Origin of the sequence: Streptomyces plumbidurans, from assembly GCF_019857225.1 — a bacterium.
Classification (GTDB): Bacteria; Actinomycetota; Actinomycetes; order Streptomycetales; family Streptomycetaceae; genus Streptomyces; species Streptomyces plumbidurans.
Genome location: NZ_JAFJSY010000090.1, coordinates 1 through 19,868, shown reverse-complemented (window position 1 = coordinate 19,868; position 19,868 = coordinate 1). Strand labels below are relative to the sequence as shown.

General features: G+C 70.7%; 17 protein-coding genes and 2 tRNA genes. 10 read left to right on the top strand and 9 right to left on the bottom strand.

The features are described from left to right. Window positions 1-117 precede the first annotated feature (117 nt). The 4 genes from JYK17_RS35010 (at window position 118) to JYK17_RS34995 (ending at window position 4,662) form a co-directional block, all read left to right on the top strand. Complete coding sequence (locus tag JYK17_RS35010) at window positions 118-618, top strand: MarR family winged helix-turn-helix transcriptional regulator (RefSeq protein ID WP_108010241.1); 501 nt, start codon at window positions 118-120, stop codon at window positions 616-618. A gap of 85 nt (window positions 619-703) precedes the next feature. After that, window positions 704-3,184, top strand: coding sequence for an MFS transporter (locus JYK17_RS35005; protein WP_479725631.1), 2,481 nt, complete (start codon window positions 704-706; stop codon window positions 3,182-3,184). 98 nt (window positions 3,185-3,282) lie between these two features. Then, window positions 3,283-4,104, top strand: coding sequence for a YceI family protein (locus tag JYK17_RS35000; RefSeq protein ID WP_108010245.1), 822 nt, complete (start codon window positions 3,283-3,285; stop codon window positions 4,102-4,104). 90 nt (window positions 4,105-4,194) lie between these two features. Continuing rightward, the gene (locus tag JYK17_RS34995; protein WP_128802362.1) at window positions 4,195-4,662 is read left to right on the top strand and encodes a PPOX class F420-dependent oxidoreductase; all 468 of its coding nucleotides are present in this window, start codon (window positions 4,195-4,197) and stop codon (window positions 4,660-4,662) included. Between the two features lie 33 nt (window positions 4,663-4,695). Here JYK17_RS34995 and JYK17_RS34990 read toward each other — a convergent pair whose 3' ends face one another. From JYK17_RS34990 to JYK17_RS34960, 7 genes are all read right to left on the bottom strand, one after another. After that, window positions 4,696-5,451 (bottom strand): TetR/AcrR family transcriptional regulator, encoded by a 756-nt coding sequence (locus JYK17_RS34990; RefSeq protein WP_108010249.1) that lies wholly within the window; start codon window positions 5,449-5,451, stop codon window positions 4,696-4,698. Window positions 5,452-5,682: 231 nt separating this feature from the next. Beyond that, a complete protein-coding gene (locus JYK17_RS34985) occupies window positions 5,683-7,938 on the bottom strand; it encodes a glycosyltransferase family 39 protein (RefSeq protein ID WP_108010251.1) in 2,256 nt (751 codons plus the stop codon). Next, window positions 7,935-9,383: a bifunctional glycosyltransferase family 2/GtrA family protein gene (locus tag JYK17_RS34980; protein ID WP_108010253.1), complete on the bottom strand. Its 1,449-nt coding sequence runs from the start codon at window positions 9,381-9,383 to the stop codon at window positions 7,935-7,937. Before JYK17_RS34980 ends, JYK17_RS34985 begins: the two co-directional genes overlap by 4 nt. 14 nt (window positions 9,384-9,397) lie before the next feature. After that, window positions 9,398-11,071 carry a sensor histidine kinase gene (locus tag JYK17_RS34975; protein WP_222811980.1) on the bottom strand — a complete coding sequence of 558 codons (1,674 nt, stop codon included), beginning with the start codon at window positions 11,069-11,071 and terminating at the stop codon, window positions 9,398-9,400. Continuing rightward, complete coding sequence (locus JYK17_RS34970; protein WP_108011072.1) at window positions 11,068-11,808, bottom strand: response regulator transcription factor; 741 nt, start codon at window positions 11,806-11,808, stop codon at window positions 11,068-11,070. The genes JYK17_RS34975 and JYK17_RS34970 overlap by 4 nt, the downstream gene beginning before the upstream one ends. Window positions 11,809-11,945: 137 nt before the next feature. Beyond that, window positions 11,946-12,821, bottom strand: coding sequence for an amidohydrolase family protein (locus tag JYK17_RS34965; RefSeq protein ID WP_108010257.1), 876 nt, complete (start codon window positions 12,819-12,821; stop codon window positions 11,946-11,948). 354 nt (window positions 12,822-13,175) lie between these two features. Continuing rightward, window positions 13,176-14,057, bottom strand: coding sequence for a DUF2797 domain-containing protein (locus tag JYK17_RS34960; protein WP_222811979.1), 882 nt, complete (start codon window positions 14,055-14,057; stop codon window positions 13,176-13,178). Between the two features lie 212 nt (window positions 14,058-14,269). On the opposite strand from JYK17_RS34960, the gene JYK17_RS34955 reads away from it, so the two are divergent. From JYK17_RS34955 to JYK17_RS34940, 4 genes are all read left to right on the top strand, one after another. Further along, window positions 14,270-14,473 carry a hypothetical protein gene (locus JYK17_RS34955; protein WP_108010261.1) on the top strand — a complete coding sequence of 68 codons (204 nt, stop codon included), beginning with the start codon at window positions 14,270-14,272 and terminating at the stop codon, window positions 14,471-14,473. Between the two features lie 238 nt (window positions 14,474-14,711). Next, window positions 14,712-14,957: a hypothetical protein gene (locus JYK17_RS34950; protein ID WP_108010263.1), complete on the top strand. Its 246-nt coding sequence runs from the start codon at window positions 14,712-14,714 to the stop codon at window positions 14,955-14,957. 250 nt (window positions 14,958-15,207) lie between these two features. Continuing rightward, window positions 15,208-16,143 carry a phosphotransferase family protein gene (locus JYK17_RS34945; protein WP_108010265.1) on the top strand — a complete coding sequence of 312 codons (936 nt, stop codon included), beginning with the start codon at window positions 15,208-15,210 and terminating at the stop codon, window positions 16,141-16,143. 182 nt (window positions 16,144-16,325) lie between these two features. Then, window positions 16,326-16,628, top strand: coding sequence for a hypothetical protein (locus JYK17_RS34940; protein ID WP_108010267.1), 303 nt, complete (start codon window positions 16,326-16,328; stop codon window positions 16,626-16,628). Between the two features lie 103 nt (window positions 16,629-16,731). Here JYK17_RS34940 and JYK17_RS34935 read toward each other — a convergent pair. Both JYK17_RS34935 and JYK17_RS34930 read right to left on the bottom strand, forming a co-directional pair. Beyond that, window positions 16,732-16,804, bottom strand: a tRNA-Arg gene (locus JYK17_RS34935). A gap of 195 nt (window positions 16,805-16,999) precedes the next feature. After that, window positions 17,000-17,090 (bottom strand) — tRNA-Ser (locus JYK17_RS34930). A 220-nt stretch (window positions 17,091-17,310) separates the two neighbouring features. On the opposite strand from JYK17_RS34930, the gene JYK17_RS34925 reads away from it, so the two are divergent. Then, entirely contained in the window at window positions 17,311-17,934 is a 624-nt protein-coding gene (locus JYK17_RS34925) for an SSI family serine proteinase inhibitor (protein ID WP_222811978.1), read from the top strand. 183 nt (window positions 17,935-18,117) lie between these two features. Continuing rightward, window positions 18,118-19,868 (top strand): PAS domain-containing sensor histidine kinase (locus tag JYK17_RS34920; protein ID WP_308011731.1); only part of this gene is annotated, 1,751 nt, incomplete at its 3' end.

Sequence of the window (19,868 nt, the reverse complement as noted above, 5' to 3'; positions counted from 1 at the left end):
ATTTACGTTCGCAATACTTGTCTTTGCCAAGTTTTTAAACCGCACCCCCCGTTATTGTTTGCCTGCAGCAACCAATAACTCGTATGGTTGCCCTAAGCAACGAATGCGGGAGGTGGGATGGCCGAGCAGGCGCAGTACGAGGAGCTGATCAGGCAGTTCGGTGCCTTCAGTGCCGTGAAGCGGGAGCTCGGCCGGATCCTGCCGTCCGACTGCCCGAGCGGCAGCGCCGCCGTACTGACCCTTCTGGGCCGCTACGGCGACATGCGCATGAGCAAGCTCGCGGAGCTGCTCGCCGTGGACATGTCGGTCACCAGCCGCCATGTGGCGCACCTCGCCGACCGCGGCTGGATCGACCGCTCCCCCGACCCTGCGGACAAACGGTCCCGGATCGTGCACCTCACCACCACGGGCATCGCCCGCCTGGAGGAGCTGTCCGAGCGGACCACGCAGCTGCTGGCGGAGCGGCTCGCCGACTGGAGCGACGAGGAGGTCGCCCAGCTGACCCGGCTCATGACCCGGCTGCGTGCCAGCTTCGACGACTGCCGCGCCGTGCCGCCCCGGCTGCCGCCGCCGCAAGCCGCACTCGAGACGACCACCCGTACACCCGCTAGCACTTGAGAAAAGGAAGCCCATGGCAACGACCACACCAGCCGGTGTGCGGGCTCATGCCAAGCACGGGGGAGGCTCCTCCGAACACGGCCAGATGACGCACCGGCAGATCATGGAGGCGCTCTCCGGGCTGATGCTCGGAATGTTCGTGGCGATCCTGTCGTCCACGATCGTCACCAACGCCCTGCCGCACATCATCGGCGACCTCGGGGGCGGCCAGTCGGCCTACACCTGGGTCGTCACCGCCTCGCTGCTGGCGATGACCGCGACCACGCCCCTGTGGGGCAAGCTCGCCGACCTCTTCAGCAAGAAGGCGCTCGTCCAGATAGCCCTGATCGTCTACGTCCTGGGCTCGATGGCCGCCGGCCTGTCGCAGAACCCGGGCATGCTGATCGCCTGCCGTGTCTTCCAGGGCATCGGCGTCGGCGGTCTGTCCGCCCTCGCCCAGATCGTGATGGCCGCGATGATCTCCCCGCGCGAGCGCGGGCGCTACTCCGGCTACCTCGGCGCGACCTTCGCCGTCGCCACCGTCGGCGGCCCGCTGCTCGGCGGTGTCATCACCGACACCTCGTGGCTGGGCTGGCGCTGGTGCTTCTACGTCGGTGTCCCCTTCGCCGTCATCGCCCTGATCGTGCTGCAGAAGACGCTGCACCTGCCGGTCGTCAAGCGGGACGTCAAGGTCGACTGGGGCGGCGCCACCTTCGTCGCCGCGGCCGTCTCGCTGCTGCTGCTGTGGGTCACCTTCGCCGGTGACAAGTACGACTGGATCTCCTGGCAGACGTACACCATGGTCGGCGGCTCGATCGTGCTCGGCCTGCTGTTCATCCTGGTCGAGTCCAAGGCGAGCGAACCGATCATCCCGCTGCGCCTGTTCAGGAACCGCACCATCACGCTCGCGTCGATGGCCTCGCTGTTCGTCGGTGTCGCGATGTTCACCGGCACGGTCTTCTTCAGCCAGTACTTCCAGCTGGCCCGCGACAAGTCGCCGACGATGTCCGGAGTCATGACGATCCCGATGATCGGCGGTCTGTTCGTCTCCTCCACGGTCTCGGGCCAGTTCATCACCCGGACCGGGCGCTGGAAGGTGTGGCTGGTCAGCGGTGGCGTGCTCGTCTCGGCCGGCCTGGGCCTGCTCGGCACCATCCGGTACGACACGGACTACTGGAAGATGGCCATCTTCATGGCCCTCATGGGTCTCGGCATCGGCATGATGATGCAGAACCTGGTGCTGTGCACGCAGAACCAGGTCGACCCCGGCGACCTCGGCTCGGCCAGCTCCACGGTCACCTTCTTCCGTTCCCTCGGTGGTGCGGTCGGCGTCTCGGCGCTCGGCGCGGTGATGTCCCACCGGATCACCCACTACGTCCAGCAGGGCGCCGCCGCCCTCGACCCGAAGTTCCGGGCCGCGCTGGCCGGTTCGAGCAACTCCAGCGACAGCATCCCGGACCTCAGCAAGATGCCGGCGCCGCTGCGCACGCTCCTGCAGAGCTCCTACGGCCACGGCATCGCCGACGTCTTCCTGATCGCCGCCGGCCTGGCAGCCATCGCGTTCCTGATCAGCCTATTCATCAAGGAGGTTCCGTTGCGGACGAAGGGCGGACTGGCACAGGCCGCTGCCGTGGAGGAGACCCCGGACGCCGACGCGGACACCGAGGCCGCTCCGGCCGCAGCCGAGGCCCCCGCCACAGCCGCTGCCCCGGTCACCGAGTCCATCCCCAGCTGGGCCGTCTCGGAGACCGCCGCCGCTGCCGACGGCACCCAGCGGCTGGGCGCCGTGGCGACCATCGCGCGGCCCGAGGAGTCCGCCTCCTCCGGCGGCACCCCGGTGCGCGGCTTCGTGCGCGGCAACGAGAGCGCGCCCGTGCCGCAGGCCGCGGTCACGCTGATCTCGCTCGCGGGACGGCAGCTGGGCCGGTCGGTCGCGCAGGCCGACGGCTCCTACACGCTCGAGGCGCCGGGCACCGGCTCGTACGTCCTGATCGCCTCCGCCGACGGCTTCCAGCCGCAGGCGTCCACCGTCGTGGTGAACGGCGAGCCGGTCTCGTACGACATCCTGCTCAGCGGCACCAGCGGGCTGACCGGCGTGGTGCGGGCCGCCGCGACCGCGCTGCCCGTCAAGGACGCGATGGTCATCGTGACCGATGTGCGCGGGGATCTGCTGGCCACCCAGGCCACTGGTGAGAACGGCGAGTTCTCCTTCGCGGAGCTGGTGCCGGGCGCCGTGACCGTCGCGGTCAACGCCGCCGGGTTCAGGCCGCGGGCGCTGCCCGTCGAGGTGGGCGGCACCGGCGTCACCCGGATCGAGGTCGACCTCGACTCCGGCGCCCAGCTCCAGGGCGTCGTGCGGGCGCCGCACGGTCCGCTGGCCGACGCACGGGTGACCCTGGTGGACGGGGCGGGCAACGTGGTCGGCACCGCCACCACGGGCGCCGACGGCGCGTACGCCTTCACCGACCTCGACAGCGGCGAGTACACCGTCATCGCGACGGGCTACGCGCCGGTGGCGACGGCACTGACGGTGGGCGGCCGCGGCGTGGACGACCACGACATCGAACTGGCCCACCCGGCCGAGTAGTCCGACCTCCGGCCCGTGGCAGGTGCACCCCGCGCGGCGGTACACCTGCCACGGGCCGGACTCTTCATGACCAGTAGCACTTGCAGGGAGAAAACGGGATGGGACTGACCGCGAAGATCCGTACGCGGGACGGATGGGCCGTGTCGCACGCGGTCGTCACGGTGACCGACATGACCGGCACACAGGTGCTGCGCGCAGAGGCGGACGCCGAGGGGGCCGTACGGGACACCACCGAGCTCGCCCCGGGGGCGTACACCGTCATCGTCACGGCCCTCGGGTACGCGCCCGTCGCCTCCAGCGCGCTCGTCACCGCGAGCGGACGCGCCGAGCTCGGGGCGGTGACCCTGGCCCGGCAGGGTGGCACCGAGCTGCCGCCGCCCGGTCCGTGGACCATCGACCCGGCGCACTCCTCGGTGGGCGCGGTCGCCCAGCACCTGGGCATCTCCAGCGTGCACGGCCGCTTCACGGACTTCGCCGGGCGCATCGAGATCGCCCCGGACGAGGTCGAGAAGTCCCGGGTGGAGGCGGTCATCCGGGCCGCGTCCATCGACACGGGCAACGGCATGCGGGACGGCCATCTGCGGTCGCCGGACTTCCTGGACGCCGAGAAGTACCCCGAGATCACCTACCGGTCCACGGGACTGACGGCGTCCGGCTCCGACCGCTGGACGGTGCACGGCGAGCTGACCCTGCACGGGGTCGTGCGTCCGGTCGACCTGGACCTGGCCTACCTGGGCACGGGCCCGGACCCGTGGGGCGGCACCCGGGCCGCCTTCCGCGCGACCACGGAGCTGCACCGTGAGGACTTCGCGATGAACTACAACCAGGTCATCCAGGCGGGCATCGCTGCCATCGGCACCACCCTGAAGGTGGAGCTGGACATCCAGGCGGTGCAGGGGGAGTCGCTGCCGGAGGCGTAGCGGCAGGCGGGATGGCGGGCGTGATGGCGGGCGTGTGCGTAGTCCTGGCAGGAGCAGGCTGAGCCGGGGCCGGGCGCCTACGCTGACGGCATGGCACCCAACATCGCTACGAACACCGCCGTCTCCCGCGACGAGCTGCTGGACTTCGTACGGCCCCGGCACCGCGCCATCCTGCTCACCCGCCGCACCGACGGCAGCCCCCAGGCCTCGCCGCTGACCTGCGGGGTCGACGACTCGGGGCGGATCGTCGTCTCGACCTACCCCGAGCGCGCCAAGACCCGCAACGCCAAGCGGGACGAACGGGTCAGCCTCGTCGTCCTCAGCGACGAGTGGAACGGCCCCTGGGTCCAGATCGACGGCACCGCCGAGGTGATCGACTCCCCGGACTCCGTGGAACCGCTGGTGGAGTACTTCCGCAACATCTCCGGCGAGCACCCGGACTGGGACGAGTACCGGGCGGCCATGGTGAAGCAGGGCAAGTCGATCATCCGGGTCACACCGGTGCGGTGGGGGCCGGTGGCCACGGGAGGGTTCCCGGCACGGCTGGCCGCCGAATAGTCGGCAGGGGCAGGAGACAGGAGTCGGGCGGGGTCAGCTGCGGGCCACCATCGCCTCGATGCCTGCCACCAGCAGGTCGAGGGCGAAGGTGAAGTCCCGTTCGCGCATCTCCTGGACCGTGTCGCCGCCCCGGGCCGCCATGATGTCCGCGTTCCCCTGGATGATCGCGGCGGCCTCGGGGGCCTGGGTCACCGCGCTCATGGCGTGCTGGAAGTACTCGTCCTGGGTCATCCCGGCGGAGGCGGAGCGGGCGATGAAGTGGCCCTCGATCGTGCCGAAGCCGTAGACGAACTGGAAGACGGCCGACAGGGCGCCGGACAGGCCGTGCACGGGCAGGCCCGTCTTGCGGACGATGTGCTGGACGACCTCGGAGAAGGCCAGCGAGTTCGGGCCGATGTTCAGGAACGTGCCGGCCAGCGGGGACAGCCAGGGGTGGCGGACCAGCAGGGAGCGGTACTCCTTCGCCAGCGCGCGCAGTTGGTCGCGCCAGTCCTCGTCGGCCTCCGGGTCGGGCAGCTCCAGCTCGCCGAAGGCGGCGTCCAGGGCCAGTTCGAGCAGGTCGTCCTTGGTGTCGACGTACCAGTAGACGGACATCGCCGTGACGTTCAGCTCGCCGGCCAGCCTGCGCATCGAGAACCTGGCCAGCCCCTCGGCGTCCAGGAGCCGGACGGTCACCTCGGTGATCCGGTCCCGGTCGAGCCCCGACGGCTGACCGCCGCGACCGCTCCGGCGGACCTTGCCCTCCAGCCACACGCTGGTCCGCGCCGCACGCTCGGCTGCCCTCACCATTGGCGCACCTTCCTAGACGGTCCGTTGACTGATCAAGATGCTAGGCGGCAGCGGACCCGAAGGGGGCGCGGGGAACTGCGCGATCAGCCCAGTTCGACCCGCGCCCGCCGGACCGTCGATGCCACCGAGCTCTCAGGCGACCACCACCCCCGAGTCTGCCCGCTCAGGGCGCGGCAGCAACGCGGCAGCCAACACACCGTTCCGTCAGGGCTCTTCGTCAACGGCTTTCCGTCAGCTGCTCGCCTTCTGTGTCAGGTCGTAGAAGGTGGCCGAGCCGACCGTCACCTTCTTGAAGTTCTTCTCGACCCACGACGAGATCTGCGAGGACGTGCCGGTGCTGCTGCCACCCATGCCACCACCCATGCCACCGCCCATGCCACCTCCGGTGCCGGACGAGATGAAGTAGTGGATCTTCCCTTCGGACACGTACTCCTGGAACTGGGCGAGCGTCGGGGACGGGTCGGTGCCGTTGAAGCCGCCGATCGCCATGACCGGGTCGCCGGTGGAGAGCTGGTAATTCGCCGCGTTCTGGGCGCCGATGGCGGCGGCGGCCCACGTGTACTTCGCGGAGTCCGTCTCCAGCAGCTTCTTGGCCTGGGAGCTGACGGTCGCGCCGTTCAGCAGACCGCCGGCGCCACCTCCACCGCCCATGCGGCCCCCGTTGCCGCCGAAGCCGCCGTCGGGAAAGCCGTTGCCGTTCGGCCGGCCCTGTTGGCCTTGCTGGTTCTGCTGGCCCTGTTGGCCCTGCTGGTTCTGGCCGCCCTGCTGGCCCTGCTGGTTCCGGCCCGGCATGCCGCCGCCGAAGCCGCCGCGCATGCCGCCACCGCCACCGCCGCCGGGGCCGCCGCCCATCATGCTCGCGCCCGCCGGGCCCGCGGTCACGATGGAGCCGGTGTGGCCCTGCCGCAGGGTGCTGATGGTGTATGCGGTCGGGCCGGCCAGCGCTGCCACCAGGCCCACGGCCGCCGCCCCGAGGGCGAGCCGGCGGTTGATGTGGCCCGCGAAGATCAGGCCGAGCGCGGCGGCCAGGCCGCCGACCAGGACCAGGTTCTTCAGCCAGGGCAGATAGTCCGGGGTGCGGTTGAGCAGGACGTAGCCCCATGCGGCGCTCGCCACGACCGCGGCGGCGAGGGTGAGCGAGGCCCAGGTCTCCCGCCGCTTCTCCCACAGGAGCGCGGAGCCCATGCCGATCACGGCGGCCAGGTAGGGCGCGAGGGCCACCGTGTAGTACTGGTGGAAGATGCCCGCCATATAGCTGAAGACGAGCACGGTCATCAGCAGCGAGCCGCCCCACACCAGGAACGAGGCGCGGGTCACGGACGTCCGCTTCAGTTTCCGCGTCGCCACCAGACCGGCGGCGAACAGGATCAGCGCGGCGGGCAGCAGCCAGGAGATCTGGCTGCCGATCTCGGAGTTGAACATCCGGTCCCAGCCGGTCTCGCCCCACCGCCCGGTGCCGCCCGCGCCGCCACCGCCGCCGACGCTGCCGGTCTCGTCGCCGCTGAGGCGGCCGAAGCCGTTGTAGCCAAAGGTCAGTTCGAGGAAGCTGTTGTTCTGCGAGCCGCCGATGTAGGGGCGCGAGGACGCCGGCCACAGCTCGACGATCGCGACCCACCAGCCGCCGGAGACGACCAAGGCGCCGGTCGCGGCGGCCAGTTGGGCCAGCCGCTTGCGCAGCGACACCGGTGCGCAGACCGCGTACACGATCGCCAGCGGCGGCAGGATCAGGAACGCCTGCAGCGTCTTGGCGAGGAACGCGAAGCCGATCGCGACACCCGCCCACACCAGCCACTTCGTCCGGCCGTCCTCGACCGCGCGGACCACCAGGTAGCAGGCGACGGCCATCAGCAGCGCCAGCATCGCGTCCGGGTTGTTGAACCGGAACATCAGTGCCGCGACCGGAGTGAGCGCGAGCACCGCGCCCGCGATCAGACCGGCGCCGGGGCCGAACCGGCGCCGTACACCCGCGTACACGACGGCGACCGTCGCGACGCCCATCAGGACCTCGGGGACGAGGATCGCCCAGGAGCTGAGGCCGAAGATGCGCACGGACAGCTCCATCGGCCACAGCGAGGCCGGGGGCTTGTCGACGGTGATGGCGTTGCCCGCGTCCAGCGAGCCGAAGAAGAACGCCTTCCAGGATGTGCTGCCGGCCTGGACGGCCGCCGAGTAGAAGGAGTTGGCGTAGCCGGAGGCGCTCAGGTTGTACAGGTACAGCAGGAGCGTGGTGGCGAGCAGGCCGAGGAAGGCCGGGCGCGCCCAGCGGGGGTCCTCGGGGCGTCCGCGCCACAGCCTGCGTACGAAGGGCTGTTTCGGCTCGCCCGCCTGCGGGGCCGCGGGGGGAGTCGGCTGCGCCTCGGCCGGGGCCGCCGCGGGAGGCGGGCCCCAGGAGGACGGTGCGGGTCCGCCGTCGTAGGTCGTTCGGTCGTAGGTCGTTCGGTCGTGGCCCGTCCGGTCGTAGGGCGTCCGGTCGTAGTGGGTCGTCATCGGGGATCCCTCGGATCGGTGTCGGTCGGACGCACCGGCTGCAGATGCATGGTGGCGTCCTCCCAGCTGCGGTCCGCGACTTCACCGGCGCGGAACGGGGTCGTCGGCTGCGGCTGGTACTGCGGGTACGCGGCCGTGGAGTAGGTCGCCGAGGACGTCGGCGGGGGCGGGGTGCGCGAGGCCACCACCGTGGACGGTCGGCCCTCGCCCCGGTCGGGGAAGACCCAGGCACGGAAGAGCAGGAAGCGCAGCACCGTGGCCGCGAGGTTGGCGGCGACCAGGACGGCGAGTTCGGTGGAGTGCGCGGGGTGGGAGGTCGCCGCGTTCAGGGCGGCGAGCGAACCGCTGGTCAGCGCGAGGCCGATCCCGAAGACGACGAGTCCTTGGGCCTGGTGGCGGACGGCGCCGCCCCGGCCGCGGACCCCGAAGGTCAGGCGCCGGTTGGCGGCCGTGTTCGCGACGGCCGAGACCAGCAGCGCGAGCGCGTTGGCGATCTGCGCGCCGCTGAACTGCCGGAAGAGGCTGTAGAGGAGCAGATAGAAGAGGGTCGACAGACCGCCCACGACGCAGAACCCGACGAGCTGGCGGGCCAGCCCCTTCGGTACGTCCTGGATGTCGCGGTCGCGCGGGTCGTCGCCGAACGGCCGGGTGATCCGGTCCAGCGGCAGCGAGCCGGTGGCCAGCGCCTTGCCCACGCGCCACACGCCCTTGAGGTCCTCGGTCGCCGTCTTGACGATGTGGACGGTCGAGTCCGGGTCGTCGACCCAGTCGACCGGCACTTCGTGGATCCTGAGGCCCGCGCGCTCGGCGAGCACCAGCATCTCGGTGTCGAAGAACCAGCCGGCGTCCTCGACCATCGGCAGCAGCACCTGCGCGACATCACGCCGGATCGCCTTGAAGCCGCACTGCGCGTCGGAGAAGCGGGCCTGCAGCGAGCCACGCAGGATGAGGTTGTAGGCGCGGCTGATGAACTCCCGCTTGGGACCGCGCACGACGCGCGAGGAGCGGGCGAGGCGGGAGCCGATCGCGAGGTCGGAGTGGCCCGAGATCAGCGGCGCCACCAGCGGCAGCAGGGCGTTCAGATCGGTCGACAGGTCCACGTCCATGTAGGCGAGGATCGGCGCCTCGGAGGCGGACCACACCGTCCGCAGGGCGCGGCCGCGGCCCTTCTGCTCCAGCCGGAAGTTGAAGACCTCCGGTATCTCCGCCGCCAGCCGCGCCGCCACCTGCGGGGTGGTGTCCGTCGAGGCGTTGTCCGCGATCGTGATGCGGAACTCGTACGGGAAGGTGCGCCTGAGGTGCTCGTGCAGTCTGAGCACACACGGCTGGAGGTCCTTCTCCTCGTTGTAGACGGGGATCACTACATCCAGGACGGGCGTACCGGCGGCGCCGGCCGGGAGGTGCTCCCGCACCGGCAGGGTGCCGGGAGAAGAGTCGCTTCGCATGCAAGCGACTGTGGTCAAGCCCCCTGTTGCACCCATGTGGTGGCACTGTGGTGCGCCTGTGAGTGCGATTGCCAGTTCGTTTCGGGGGCCGGGTGCGGCACCGCCGGGGCGAGCGCAGGCAGATGCACGGTGAACACCGTGCGTCCGGGAACGCTGTCCACGGTGACGGCGCCGCCGTGCGCGGTCGCGACGGCCTCGACGATCGCAAGTCCGAGGCCGGTGGAGCCCGTTGCCCGCGAGCGCGCCGAGTCACCGCGCGCGAACCGCTCGAAGACGTGCGGCAGCAGTTCGGGCGGGATGCCCTGGCCGTTGTCCTCCACGTCCACGCACATCCACGGCCCGCGCCGCTGTACGCGCGCGGTGACCGTCGTACCGGGCGGGGTGTGCTTGCGGGCGTTGCCGAGCAGATTGACCAGCACTTGCTGGATGCGGGCCGCGTCGGCGCTGACCAGCGCGGGTTCGTCGGGCAGGTCGAGCCGCCAGTTGTGGTCCATGCCGGCCGCGCGGGAGTCGCTGATCGTGTCGACGACCAGCGGGACCAGGTCGGTCTGCTCGAACTGCAGCGGCCGTCCGGCGTCCAGCCGGGCGAGCAGCAGCAGATCCTCGACGAGCAGCGTCATCCGGCCCGCCTCGGACTCGATACGGCCGAGGGCGTGCCGGGTGTCGGGGCCGACCTGCTCCCTGCCGCGCCTGGTCAGCTCGGCGTACCCGCGGATGGAGGCGAGCGGTGTTCTGAGCTCATGACTGGCGTCCGCCACGAACTGCCGTACCCGCATCTCGCTCTGCTGCCGTGCGTGCAGGGCGCCGTGGACATGGTCGAGCATCCGGTTGAGCGCGGCCCCGACCTGGCCGACCTCGGTGTGCGGGTCGGTCTCGGGCTCGGGCACCCGCTCGCTGAGGTTCACCTCGCCGGTGTGCAGGGGCAGTTCGGAGACCCGCGTCGCGGTCGCGGCGACCCGGCGCAGGGGACGGGTGGCCACGCCCACGAGGACGTACCCGGCGATGACGGCAGCGCCCAGGCCGGCGGCGGTGACGCTGATCTCCACGAGGATCAGGGTGTTGATGGTGCTGTCGGGATCACTGGTGGGGACGGCCACGTAGTAGTTGCCGGTGGCGCCGGTGACGTACTTGACGCGGTAGGAGCCCAGCCCGCTGATCTCCACGGTGTGGATCCTGCCGTCCTGCGCAACGGTGTTGAGCGAGGTGCGGGCCGCCTCGCTGAGGTCGCTGGCGGCCATGCCGCTGATGTCGGGGCTGTCGTCCGACTTCTCGCCGTACTTGCCGTCGGTGATCTGGCCGTTCCGGACCCGGGCGATGACCGTGTGCTCCGGCTGCGGGCCACGCGTGACGAACTGGCCCAGGTCGAGGGTCTGCGGGTAGGTCTTCTCGTCTCCACTCTTCTTCTCGGCGGCACCCCCGCTCTTCTTCTCGGGGGCACCACCGCTCTTCTTCTCGGGGGCACCACCGCTGATCGGCCCGCCGATCCCTGCCGCCCGGCCGGAGACCTCCATCAGCCGGTCGTCCAGCTGGCTGTAGAGATGCGAGCGCAGCGCGAGGGTCGTGACCGTGCCGATCACCGCGCACACGACGGCGATCAGCACGACGGACGCGACGACGAGCCGCGCCCGCAGGGTGCGCGGCTGGCCCGCGCGTCGCTTCTGCGCGCGCGGTCGTCGTCGTCCGCTCATGACACGGCGGGCTTGATCAGGTAACCGGCGCCGCGCCGGGTGTGGATCATCGGCTCACGGCCGGCGTCGATCTTCCGTCGCAGATACGAGATGTAGAGCTCGACCACATTGGCCTGGCCGCCGAAGTCGTACGACCACACACGGTCGAGTATCTGTGCCTTGCTGAGCACACGCCGCGGGTTGCGCATCAGGAAGCGCAGCAGCTCGAACTCGGTGGCGGTGAGGTGGATGTTGTCCCCGCCCCGCGACACCTCGTGGCTGTCCTCGTCGAGGGTGAGGTCACCGACGACCAGGACGGACTCGGAGCGCCGGTCGGCGGCACCGGAGCGGCGGATGAGACCACGCAGCCGCGCGACGACCTCCTCCAGGGAGAACGGCTTGGTGACGTAGTCGTCGCCGCCCGCCGTGAGACCGGCGATACGGTCCTCCACCGCGTCCTTGGCCGTGAGGAACAGGACCGGAACGTCCGGGAGCTCGCGGCGCAGCCGCCCGAGCACGGTCAGGCCGTCCATGTCGGGCAGCATCATGTCCAGGACGACGGCGTCCGGCCGGAACTCGCGCGCGGTCTGGATGGCACCCGTGCCGTCCCCCGCGCTGCGGATCTGCCATCCCTCGTAGCGCAGGGCCATGGACAGAAGTTCGGTGATCGACATCTCGTCGTCCACCACAAGCACTCGGACGGGGCTCCCGTCCGGCCTCAGCAGTTCGGTGCGCCCCTGGGGCGAGGTCGTGGTCATGCTGAACACACTGTCGGGATCCTCTGAGAACGTCCTTTCGGCAACCTGTGAATAGCCTGAGAAACGCACAGGTGCCTCTCAGGAACCCCCTGGGGGCCCTGAGACGCTCGGGGAGGCTCTCGGTCGTCGTGGGGGGGTCACACCCCGAACAGCCGAGCCCCGTTGTCATGGCAGACGGCGCGCAACCACTCCTCCCCGAGCCCCAGTGCCTCCAGGGCGTGCAGCTGATGGACGTACGGATAGGGGATGTTGGGGAAGTCGCTGCCCAGCAGGATCCGTTCGCCGAGGCCGGCCAGCCGCGGCAGCGCCCGCCGCGGGAACGGCGCGATCCGCTCGCTGAAGTCGGTGAACGCCATCGTCGTGTCCAGCCGCACCTCGCCGTACCGCTCGGCGAGGTCGAGGAAGTCCTCGTACTCCGGCATCCCCATGTGCGCGATCACCAGCCGCAGCCGGGGGTGGCGGGCCAGGACGCGGGCGATCGGCTCGGGCCCGGTGTGCTTGCCGGGCGCGGGTCCGCTGCCGCAGTGGATCACGACCGGGATCCCGGCCTCGGCGAGCAGTCCCCAGGCGGGGTCGAGCAGCTCGCTCGCCGGGTCGTACGCCCCCACCTGCACATGGGCCTTGAACACCCGGGCACCCGCCTCGACCGCCTCCCGGACATAGGCCTCGACCCCGGGCTCCGGGAACAGGGTGGAGGTGTGCAGACAGCCGGGTGTCCGGCCGGCGAAGTCGACCGCCCAGCCGTTGAGCCACTGCGCCATGCCGGGCTTGTGCGGATAGAGCATGGCGGTGAAGGCCCGCACCCCGAACTCCCTCAACCGCGCGACCCGTTCACCCTCCCCCTCCCGGTAGCTGATCGGCCACTCGACACCCCCGGTCAAGGGCCCGAGCGCATCGAAGTACTCCCACACCTTGCGCAGCACCCGCTCCGGCATGAAGTGCGTATGCACATCAACAAGCCCCGGCACCCCAAGCCGCCGCCAGAACTCCCGAACCTCCACCGCCTCAGCCATACGCCCTCTCGCCTACGCACTCTCTGCCTACGGCCACGTCGGGACCGGGACCCTTTTTCGAACCTACGGCCACGTCGGGACCGGGACCCTTTTTCGAACCTACGGCCACGGCGGAACCGGCGACCGTTCACCGCACCCACGGCCACGACGGAACCGGCGACCGTTCACCGCACCCACGGCCACGACGGGGCCGGCGACCGCTTTTCGAACCTACGGCCGCTTCCGAGCCCAACGGCACGTCTGGACCCGCGTCCGCCTTCGAACCGGCAGCCGTACCCGATCCCCGCGCCGACTTCCGAACCCGCAGCCGCCCCCGCCCGCGCCCGCGCCCTCGCCTGCGCCCGCGCGACCAACTCAGAACAGCCCGTCCTGAATGCTGCCGCTCGCCACCTCGCCGAACTCCCGCACGGGAACGCTGCACCCATCCTCACCCACACCCGGGACGATCTCCCACCCGGTCATCAGACGGGTGTCCAGCACGACGATCTCGCGCCCGGCCGCCAGGTGCAGGTCGGGCCCGGCGGCCGCCAGCAGCTCCCCGCGCACCCCGCCTCCGGCGACCAGCTCGCTCACCGCACCGGCCGCGTCCGGCAGGCCGTTGAGCCCGAACGCCCCGAAGTGGTCGACGACTTCACACGGCTCCCGCGCCAGCGACTCGGGCCATTGGTCCAGCCCCACCGCCCGTGCGTGCAGCGCCTCGATCTCGGCCGCGCGCTTTGCCGCGGAGGCCCAGAGCCGGGAGCGCACCGCCCGCTTCTGCGCGTATGGAATCCGGTCCGGCACCTGGAGCGCGGCACGCAGCAGCTCTTCGGTGCGCCGGGCGGCCATCAGCGGACCGAGGCCCAGCCAGCTGAAGCACACGGCCCCCTGCTCCAAGAGCCGTGCCGAGCCCCGCTCCCCGGCCGTGATCCCCACCTTGACCATGCCGGGCCCGAACCAGGCCAGATATACGTGGTACGGCCGCGGGTCGTCCGCGATCGTGTCGGCGGCGACCGAGTGCGCCCGGTCCAGCCGCGCGCACTCCTCGCACCGCGCGCCCGTGCTCCGCCCCGGCACGACAACCCGCCTCGGGCACGCATGCCCCCGCGCTCCCACACACGTCCGTACACCCCCGTCCGCGACCCCGAAGGCCACCCGCTTCCCCCGGGCCAGCACACTGCGCCGCCCGCCGTCCCACACCAGCTCAGGGCCGCCCTCCGACCACCGCAGCCCCGAGCACTTCCATGCCTGTGCCATCGCTCACGAGATTAGAGGGCGGCACTGACAACGGCCCCGGGCTGTGGATGGCGGACCGCCGGGGTGGCCCGTGGGGGGCAGCCCCCCTCCGGGGTACGGCTCACCGCACCCCCGGTCCGGTAGGACGCTTCATGGTGAGGGAACGGCGGCGGGAGCATCGTAGAAGTCGACGGACCGACACCTTCAGCCACACTCTCCGAAGGGAGACTCCCATGAAGCCGCAGCAGTCCCCCCGGCCGAGCATCACCCTGAACAGCCTGGTCACAGGCCCCGACGAGAGCGAACTGGCTCCCCTCCTGACCGCCTGGGACCTGGCCCACCCGGACCTCCCCGACCCCGAGTGGCGACACATCCTGGACGAGATCGCCCACCCCCGCACCACCCAGGCATTCCACCGACTGGCGGAGGCGGCGTAGCGCTCAAGCGCCCCTACAACCCGAACGCATGGCGCTGGGCCTACGCCTGACGGCACAACACGTTCCGCGCACACCCTTCTCCGCACCTTGAGAGCCAACCGGCCGTGCCCTCGATCACGGATGGCAGCCTCGAAGGGCGCCTTGGGGCATATCGGATTAGCCTCCGAATTGAGCGCAAAGCGGATCTTTGTGAAGTGGATCTTTCGACGGTGCGCTCACCCCAACCCAAGGAGGAGAAATGCGCAAGCTCCCCAAGGCGGCCGTCGCGGCCGCCGTCATCGCCCTCGTCGGCTTCATAGGCACCGGCACCGCCAGCGCCCACGGCGCGGAAGCCATGCATGGCGACGGGGGATGCAAGTCCCACGACCTGAACGTCGACATCCTCGGCCAGGTCGGCCTCCTCAACGGCCTGTTGGGCAACGCCCTCAACGGCGAGGGCAACCCAGGCGCACAGGTGGCCCCAGTGGGCTCACACTGCGACTAGGGCTGCCGAGCAACAGGATCCGCACGACGTAGCCATGAAGAGGCCCCGGACCCTTCCGGGGCCTCTCACCTGTGCACCACCGACCAGCGGCATCCGAGCAATCGGGGCGGCTTGCCCTGTGTGATGTGAGGGTTGGACACCGACGGTTCCGGGCGGCCAAGCCTTCCATACGGCCCCCGAGCACTCTCCGGAAATAAGTCTCCGGAAATAAAAGTGCACGGGACACACTGCGCAGGATGTACTGCCGCCCATGGCGGAATACCTTCAACGGCACAGTGACGACTGGCTGGCGTACTTTGCCGCGCGGGGCCACCGCGTCCCGCAGCCGCTGGCATCAGGTGTCGAAGGCGCGGTCTACCGACTCGGCGAAGGCTTGGTCGCCAAGGTGTGGAGCGGGCGGCCGCCGGCTGCCTTAGGCCTGGTCCGTGAGGTTTACGAGGACATCGCCGCGCACCCGCTGCCTTTTGCCACTCCGCAGATCCTCGCCACCGAGGAGCATGACGGCGTGCTTGTCACCTACGAGCGCGAGTTGCCCGGAGCGCCGCTGCGCCGCGAGGCGGGCACCACGCCCCCGGCCCGGGACCTGCCCACGCACGAGACCGACGCCCTGCTCACTGTGCTGCGCGGCCTGGCGTCCGTCCCCGGAACTCCCGCCATGCGGCGGCTGACCGTCCAGGGCGACGACCGCCCGCTGTGGCACGGGCACACCCGTTTCCCCGACGCGCTTGCCGCTCTGGTCGAGCGTGCCGCCAGCCGGCACAAGGACGTGCTCGCCGCGGCGGTACCCGGGTGGGCCGTGGCGGTCGAGCGGGTCACCAAGTCGTTGCGCCCCCTGCCGGACACGCCCGTCACCGCCGTCCACGGCGATCTGGTCCCGCCCAACGTCCACGTCGACGACGCCGCAGTCCCCGTGGCGGTCCTGGACTTCGGATTCTTCACCACGGCCGGCGACCCGGCGTTCGAAGCGGCGGTGACAGCGGCGATCTGGGACATGTACGGACCCCACGCGGAGCACCACACAACGGAGCTGACGCGCCTGTTCGCGGCGGCACTTGGGTACGACGCAGAGGTTCTGGCGCTGTACCAGGCCGCCTATGCCCTGACCACCTACGACCTCTTCAGCCCGGACGGCAGCGACGGCCACTTCCGCTGGTGCACGGCGCTGCTGAACCGTCAACATCGTTGACAGCAGCTCAAGATGATCGAGCTGCGGAGCAAAGTGAAGGACGTGAGTCGCGCCGTCTTCCCGACCGCACATGTGAAGCGTGAGGTGGGTGAGCCGTCCGTCAGCGGACGTTTGTTCGCCGAGACGACGTGGCTGACGGCTCCTGCGCGCTACGATCCCAGGCGGTCGACAGGGGGAAAGACGTGTCCAGGTGCGCAGACGGCACGGTGTGGCGGGACGGGTACTGCCAATACGTGGGGGCGCCACCCCTTTCCTTCGATCTTCCGTTCCTCCTGCTCGGGGTGGCCGCGCTCGGGTTCGGCGTGGCCATGCACCGCAAGTTGCGCCGGGACGGCCTGCCCCCGAAGCCGACCGGGCCTGACCCGCGCGGCCGCCAAGCAGTTCAGAGAATCATCGCCATGTCCCTCCCGTACTTCCTGATGCTCTGGGGAGCGGGTTTCTCCACAGGCGGCGCCATGCTCCTCGCAGAGACGCTCAACGGCTGACCGGGTGGCGGCACCGGCTGATCAAGCCGGGTTGATGTACTTCGCTGCCGTACGCCCCCGGAACGCAAGAGGCCCCGCATCTCTGCGGGGCCTCTTACCTGTGTGCACTCGGCAGGATTCGAACCTGCAACCTTCTGATCCGTAGTCAGATGCTCTATCCGTTAAGCTACGAGTGCTTGTTTTGTTTTTGCCGGTCCCGGCTCTTTGGGGCCGTTCGCGGCGACAGGAAGAACATTACATGACTGCCGCCGCCATGTGAAATCCGTTTGCCGTACCCCTTGTGAGCTGGGCAAACGGGTCTGTGGCGGGCGTCGGAACGACGAAGCCCCGGTCGGGTGGACCGGGGCTTCGGTGATCATGGTGATCAGGTGCGGAGGCGGAGGGATTTGAACCCTCGATGGGCTTTAAGGCCCAAACCGCATTAGCAGTGCGGCGCCATAGACCGGACTAGGCGACGCCTCCAGCACAGCCGCTCGCGCGAGCGCGAGTGGTGCGTGCAGATGATGACACAGTCGAGCGTGGTGTCACCAATCGGCTCCCACGGTACTAGGCGGGCCCGCCGCAGGGCAAAGCCCTTCTTGTCCGTGCCGGGGCGTCGCCCCCGGTGGGGTGGGGTGGGGCGTGCAGCGTCCTGAGGAGTGGGGCGCCGCAACGTCCCGGGGCGTGGGGCGTTAGGCAGGTCATGTTGCTCGCCCGGTTTCTGGTCGCCGCCGCCACCGCTGCCACCGCCACCACCGCCTTCACCTCCGTCGTGCCCGCCGCCGCCGACGCCGACCCCGGCCGGACCCCACTCACCGACGGCCCCGGCCGCTCCCCGCTCTCCGCCGGCCCCGGCCGCACCCCCCTCGCCCCGCCTCCCGTCCAGCAGGACGAGCAGGCCGGCGGCCAACACGGTGCCGAGGCCGGCGGCCAACCCCACGCCCAGCCCCACGACCAAACCCCCACCCACCCCCGCGACCACCTCACCGTCACGGTCCGGCACGCGGGCGGCGGCGCGGACGGGACGTATCGCCTGCTCTGCCACCCCGGCGGGGGCACCCACCCCGACGCCGATCGCGCGTGTGCGGCGCTGGACCGGGTGACCACGTGGGGGAAGGACACCTTCGCCCCGGTGCCGGGGGACAGCGTCTGCACCATGCAGTACGGCGGGCCGGCCACCGCGCATGTGACCGGGGTCTGGGCCGGGCGGCCCGTTGACGCCTCGTACGACCGGAGCAATGGGTGCGAGATCGGTCGCTGGGACCGGCTCGTGCCGTTGCTGCCCGATCTGGGGGAGCAGGTGGGTGGGCAGGGGTGGCGGCCGTAGGGCTCGGTGCAGGCCAGGGGATGCGGTCACACGTTCTACTTCACTTCCTCGTGCGACCTCCCTCTCATCCGCCGCCGCGAGCACAATTCGTGCCCGTAGACTCGCTCGCGTGACACGTCGCGGGCCGGTTGGCAAGATGGCCCGAGCGGTCGGCAAGATGCGGTAACAGGGAGGAAGCGTCTCGTGAGCAGCAGGCCATCCCGAGGCGCTGCTCGCCTCGCAGCCATACTGGACGCGCTGCCCGATGCGTTGGTGCTGGTCAACGCCAACGGGACCGTCGTCAACGCGAACACCATCGCGCTCGAGGCCTTCGAAGCGCCCGGGACCGCACTCGTCGGGCGGGGACTGCTCGATCTGCTGCCGCAGTTCGACTCCAAGCTGATCCCCGGCTCCATGCGGCGGCCCGACCACATGGACCCCGCCGGACGCACCAAGCCGACCCGGATGATCGCGCGGCGGACCGACGGCGCGGAGTTCCCCGTCGAGGTCACCAGCGCCAATCTCGAGAACGGCCAGCAGGCCTACGACGGTTACGGCTACAGCGGCGACGAGCTGCTGATGCTCGTCGTACGGGACCTGACCGGGACCGTCGACACCGAGGCGGAGCTGGCGCGTTCGCAGCGGCAGACCGAGATGATCCTGCGGGCCGCCTCCGAGGGTGTCGTAGGGACCGACACGGACGGGCGGATCGTGCTCGTCAACCCGGCTGCCGCCCAGATCCTGGGGTACCGGGCGAGTGATCTCGGCGGCAAGGCGCTGCACGACCTCGTGCTGCACTCCCGGGCCGACGGTTCGCCCTTCCCGTACGCGGAGTCGCCGCTCGCCGACACCCTGCGCTCCGGGCGCAAGCACCGGGTGCGCGGGCAGGTGCTGTACGCCAAGGGCGGCGACAAGGTCTCCGTCGACCTGACCACCGCGCCCGTGCGCGACGGCGACCAGCTCGTCGGCGCCGTGATGACCTTCACCGACCGGCGCCAGTACGATCTGCTCGCCGACGAGAAGGCCGAGCTGGAGCAGCGGCACGCCGAGGAGCTGGAGCGGATCGAGGAGGAGCACGCCTCCGAACTCACCGCCCTGCGCCAGAAGCACGTCACCGAGCTCGAGGAACTGCAGGAGCAGCACGACGAGGAACTCGGCGCGGGCGAGGAGCGCTACGCCGCCCTCGGTGAGCGGGAGAAGGACCGCTACGAGGCGCTCGCCGGCCGGCACGACCAGCTGCTGACGCTGGTGGGGCGCTCGCTGCGCGGGCCGCTGGACGAGCTGCGGCGCGAGCTGGCCGCCCTCGCCGCCGACGACGCCGGGCAGCTGTGGCCCGAGGCCAACCAGGTGCTGCACCATCTGTCGGCCGGCTACTCGCGCATCACCACCCTCATCGACAACGTCCTCGGCTACCAGCTGCTCGACGCCGGCAGTGAGCAGATCGCCCGGGTGAAGGTGATGCTCGACGCCGTCGTCGCGGCCGGTGTCGACGGCGCCGTCGACCTGATCGGACCCGGACGGGTGCAGTTCGCCGTGCACGCGCCGCCCATCGAGGCCGAGGTCGACCCGCAGCGCCTCGCGAGCGCGCTCTCGCATCTGATCGCGGACGTCGCGGGCGTCGACGCGACCGGCAACGCGCCCGTGTCGGCGGGCGGTTACATGGACAACACCGTGGTGGTGGCCGCCGCGCAGCGCGGCGAGGTCGTACGGATCGAGGTGCGCGGGCCGTACGCCGGGGGAGACCCGGTGCACGAGCCGATCGTGCGCGGGATCGTGCGCGCCCACGGCGGTGTGCTGCAGACGCACGACGTGCCCGGGATGAGCGGCAGCGCCTATGTGCTGGAGGTGCCCATCGGCGGCGGGGCCGGGGCCGTGGCCGCCGAGGCCCCGGCGCAGGCCGCGGGCGGCGAGGAGGGTTCCGGCGGCCGGCGCCGTGCCCGCCGGTCGTCCGTCGA

Coding starts and splice junctions, on each gene's coding strand:
- JYK17_RS35010 (WP_108010241.1), top strand. CDS start 118: ATGGCCGAGCAGGCGCAGTACGAGGAGCTGATCAGGCAGTTCGGTGCC.
- JYK17_RS35005 (WP_479725631.1), top strand. CDS start 704: ATGACGCACCGGCAGATCATGGAGGCGCTCTCCGGGCTGATGCTCGGA.
- JYK17_RS35000 (WP_108010245.1), top strand. CDS start 3,283: ATGGGACTGACCGCGAAGATCCGTACGCGGGACGGATGGGCCGTGTCG.
- JYK17_RS34995 (WP_128802362.1), top strand. CDS start 4,195: ATGGCACCCAACATCGCTACGAACACCGCCGTCTCCCGCGACGAGCTG.
- JYK17_RS34990 (WP_108010249.1), bottom strand. CDS start 5,451: ATGGTGAGGGCAGCCGAGCGTGCGGCGCGGACCAGCGTGTGGCTGGAG.
- JYK17_RS34985 (WP_108010251.1), bottom strand. CDS start 7,938: ATGACGACCCACTACGACCGGACGCCCTACGACCGGACGGGCCACGAC.
- JYK17_RS34980 (WP_108010253.1), bottom strand. CDS start 9,383: ATGCGAAGCGACTCTTCTCCCGGCACCCTGCCGGTGCGGGAGCACCTC.
- JYK17_RS34975 (WP_222811980.1), bottom strand. CDS start 11,071: ATGAGCGGACGACGACGACCGCGCGCGCAGAAGCGACGCGCGGGCCAG.
- JYK17_RS34970 (WP_108011072.1), bottom strand. CDS start 11,808: ATGACCACGACCTCGCCCCAGGGGCGCACCGAACTGCTGAGGCCGGAC.
- JYK17_RS34965 (WP_108010257.1), bottom strand. CDS start 12,821: ATGGCTGAGGCGGTGGAGGTTCGGGAGTTCTGGCGGCGGCTTGGGGTG.
- JYK17_RS34960 (WP_222811979.1), bottom strand. CDS start 14,057: ATGGCACAGGCATGGAAGTGCTCGGGGCTGCGGTGGTCGGAGGGCGGC.
- JYK17_RS34955 (WP_108010261.1), top strand. CDS start 14,270: ATGAAGCCGCAGCAGTCCCCCCGGCCGAGCATCACCCTGAACAGCCTG.
- JYK17_RS34950 (WP_108010263.1), top strand. CDS start 14,712: ATGCGCAAGCTCCCCAAGGCGGCCGTCGCGGCCGCCGTCATCGCCCTC.
- JYK17_RS34945 (WP_108010265.1), top strand. CDS start 15,208: ATGGCGGAATACCTTCAACGGCACAGTGACGACTGGCTGGCGTACTTT.
- JYK17_RS34925 (WP_222811978.1), top strand. CDS start 17,311: ATGTTGCTCGCCCGGTTTCTGGTCGCCGCCGCCACCGCTGCCACCGCC.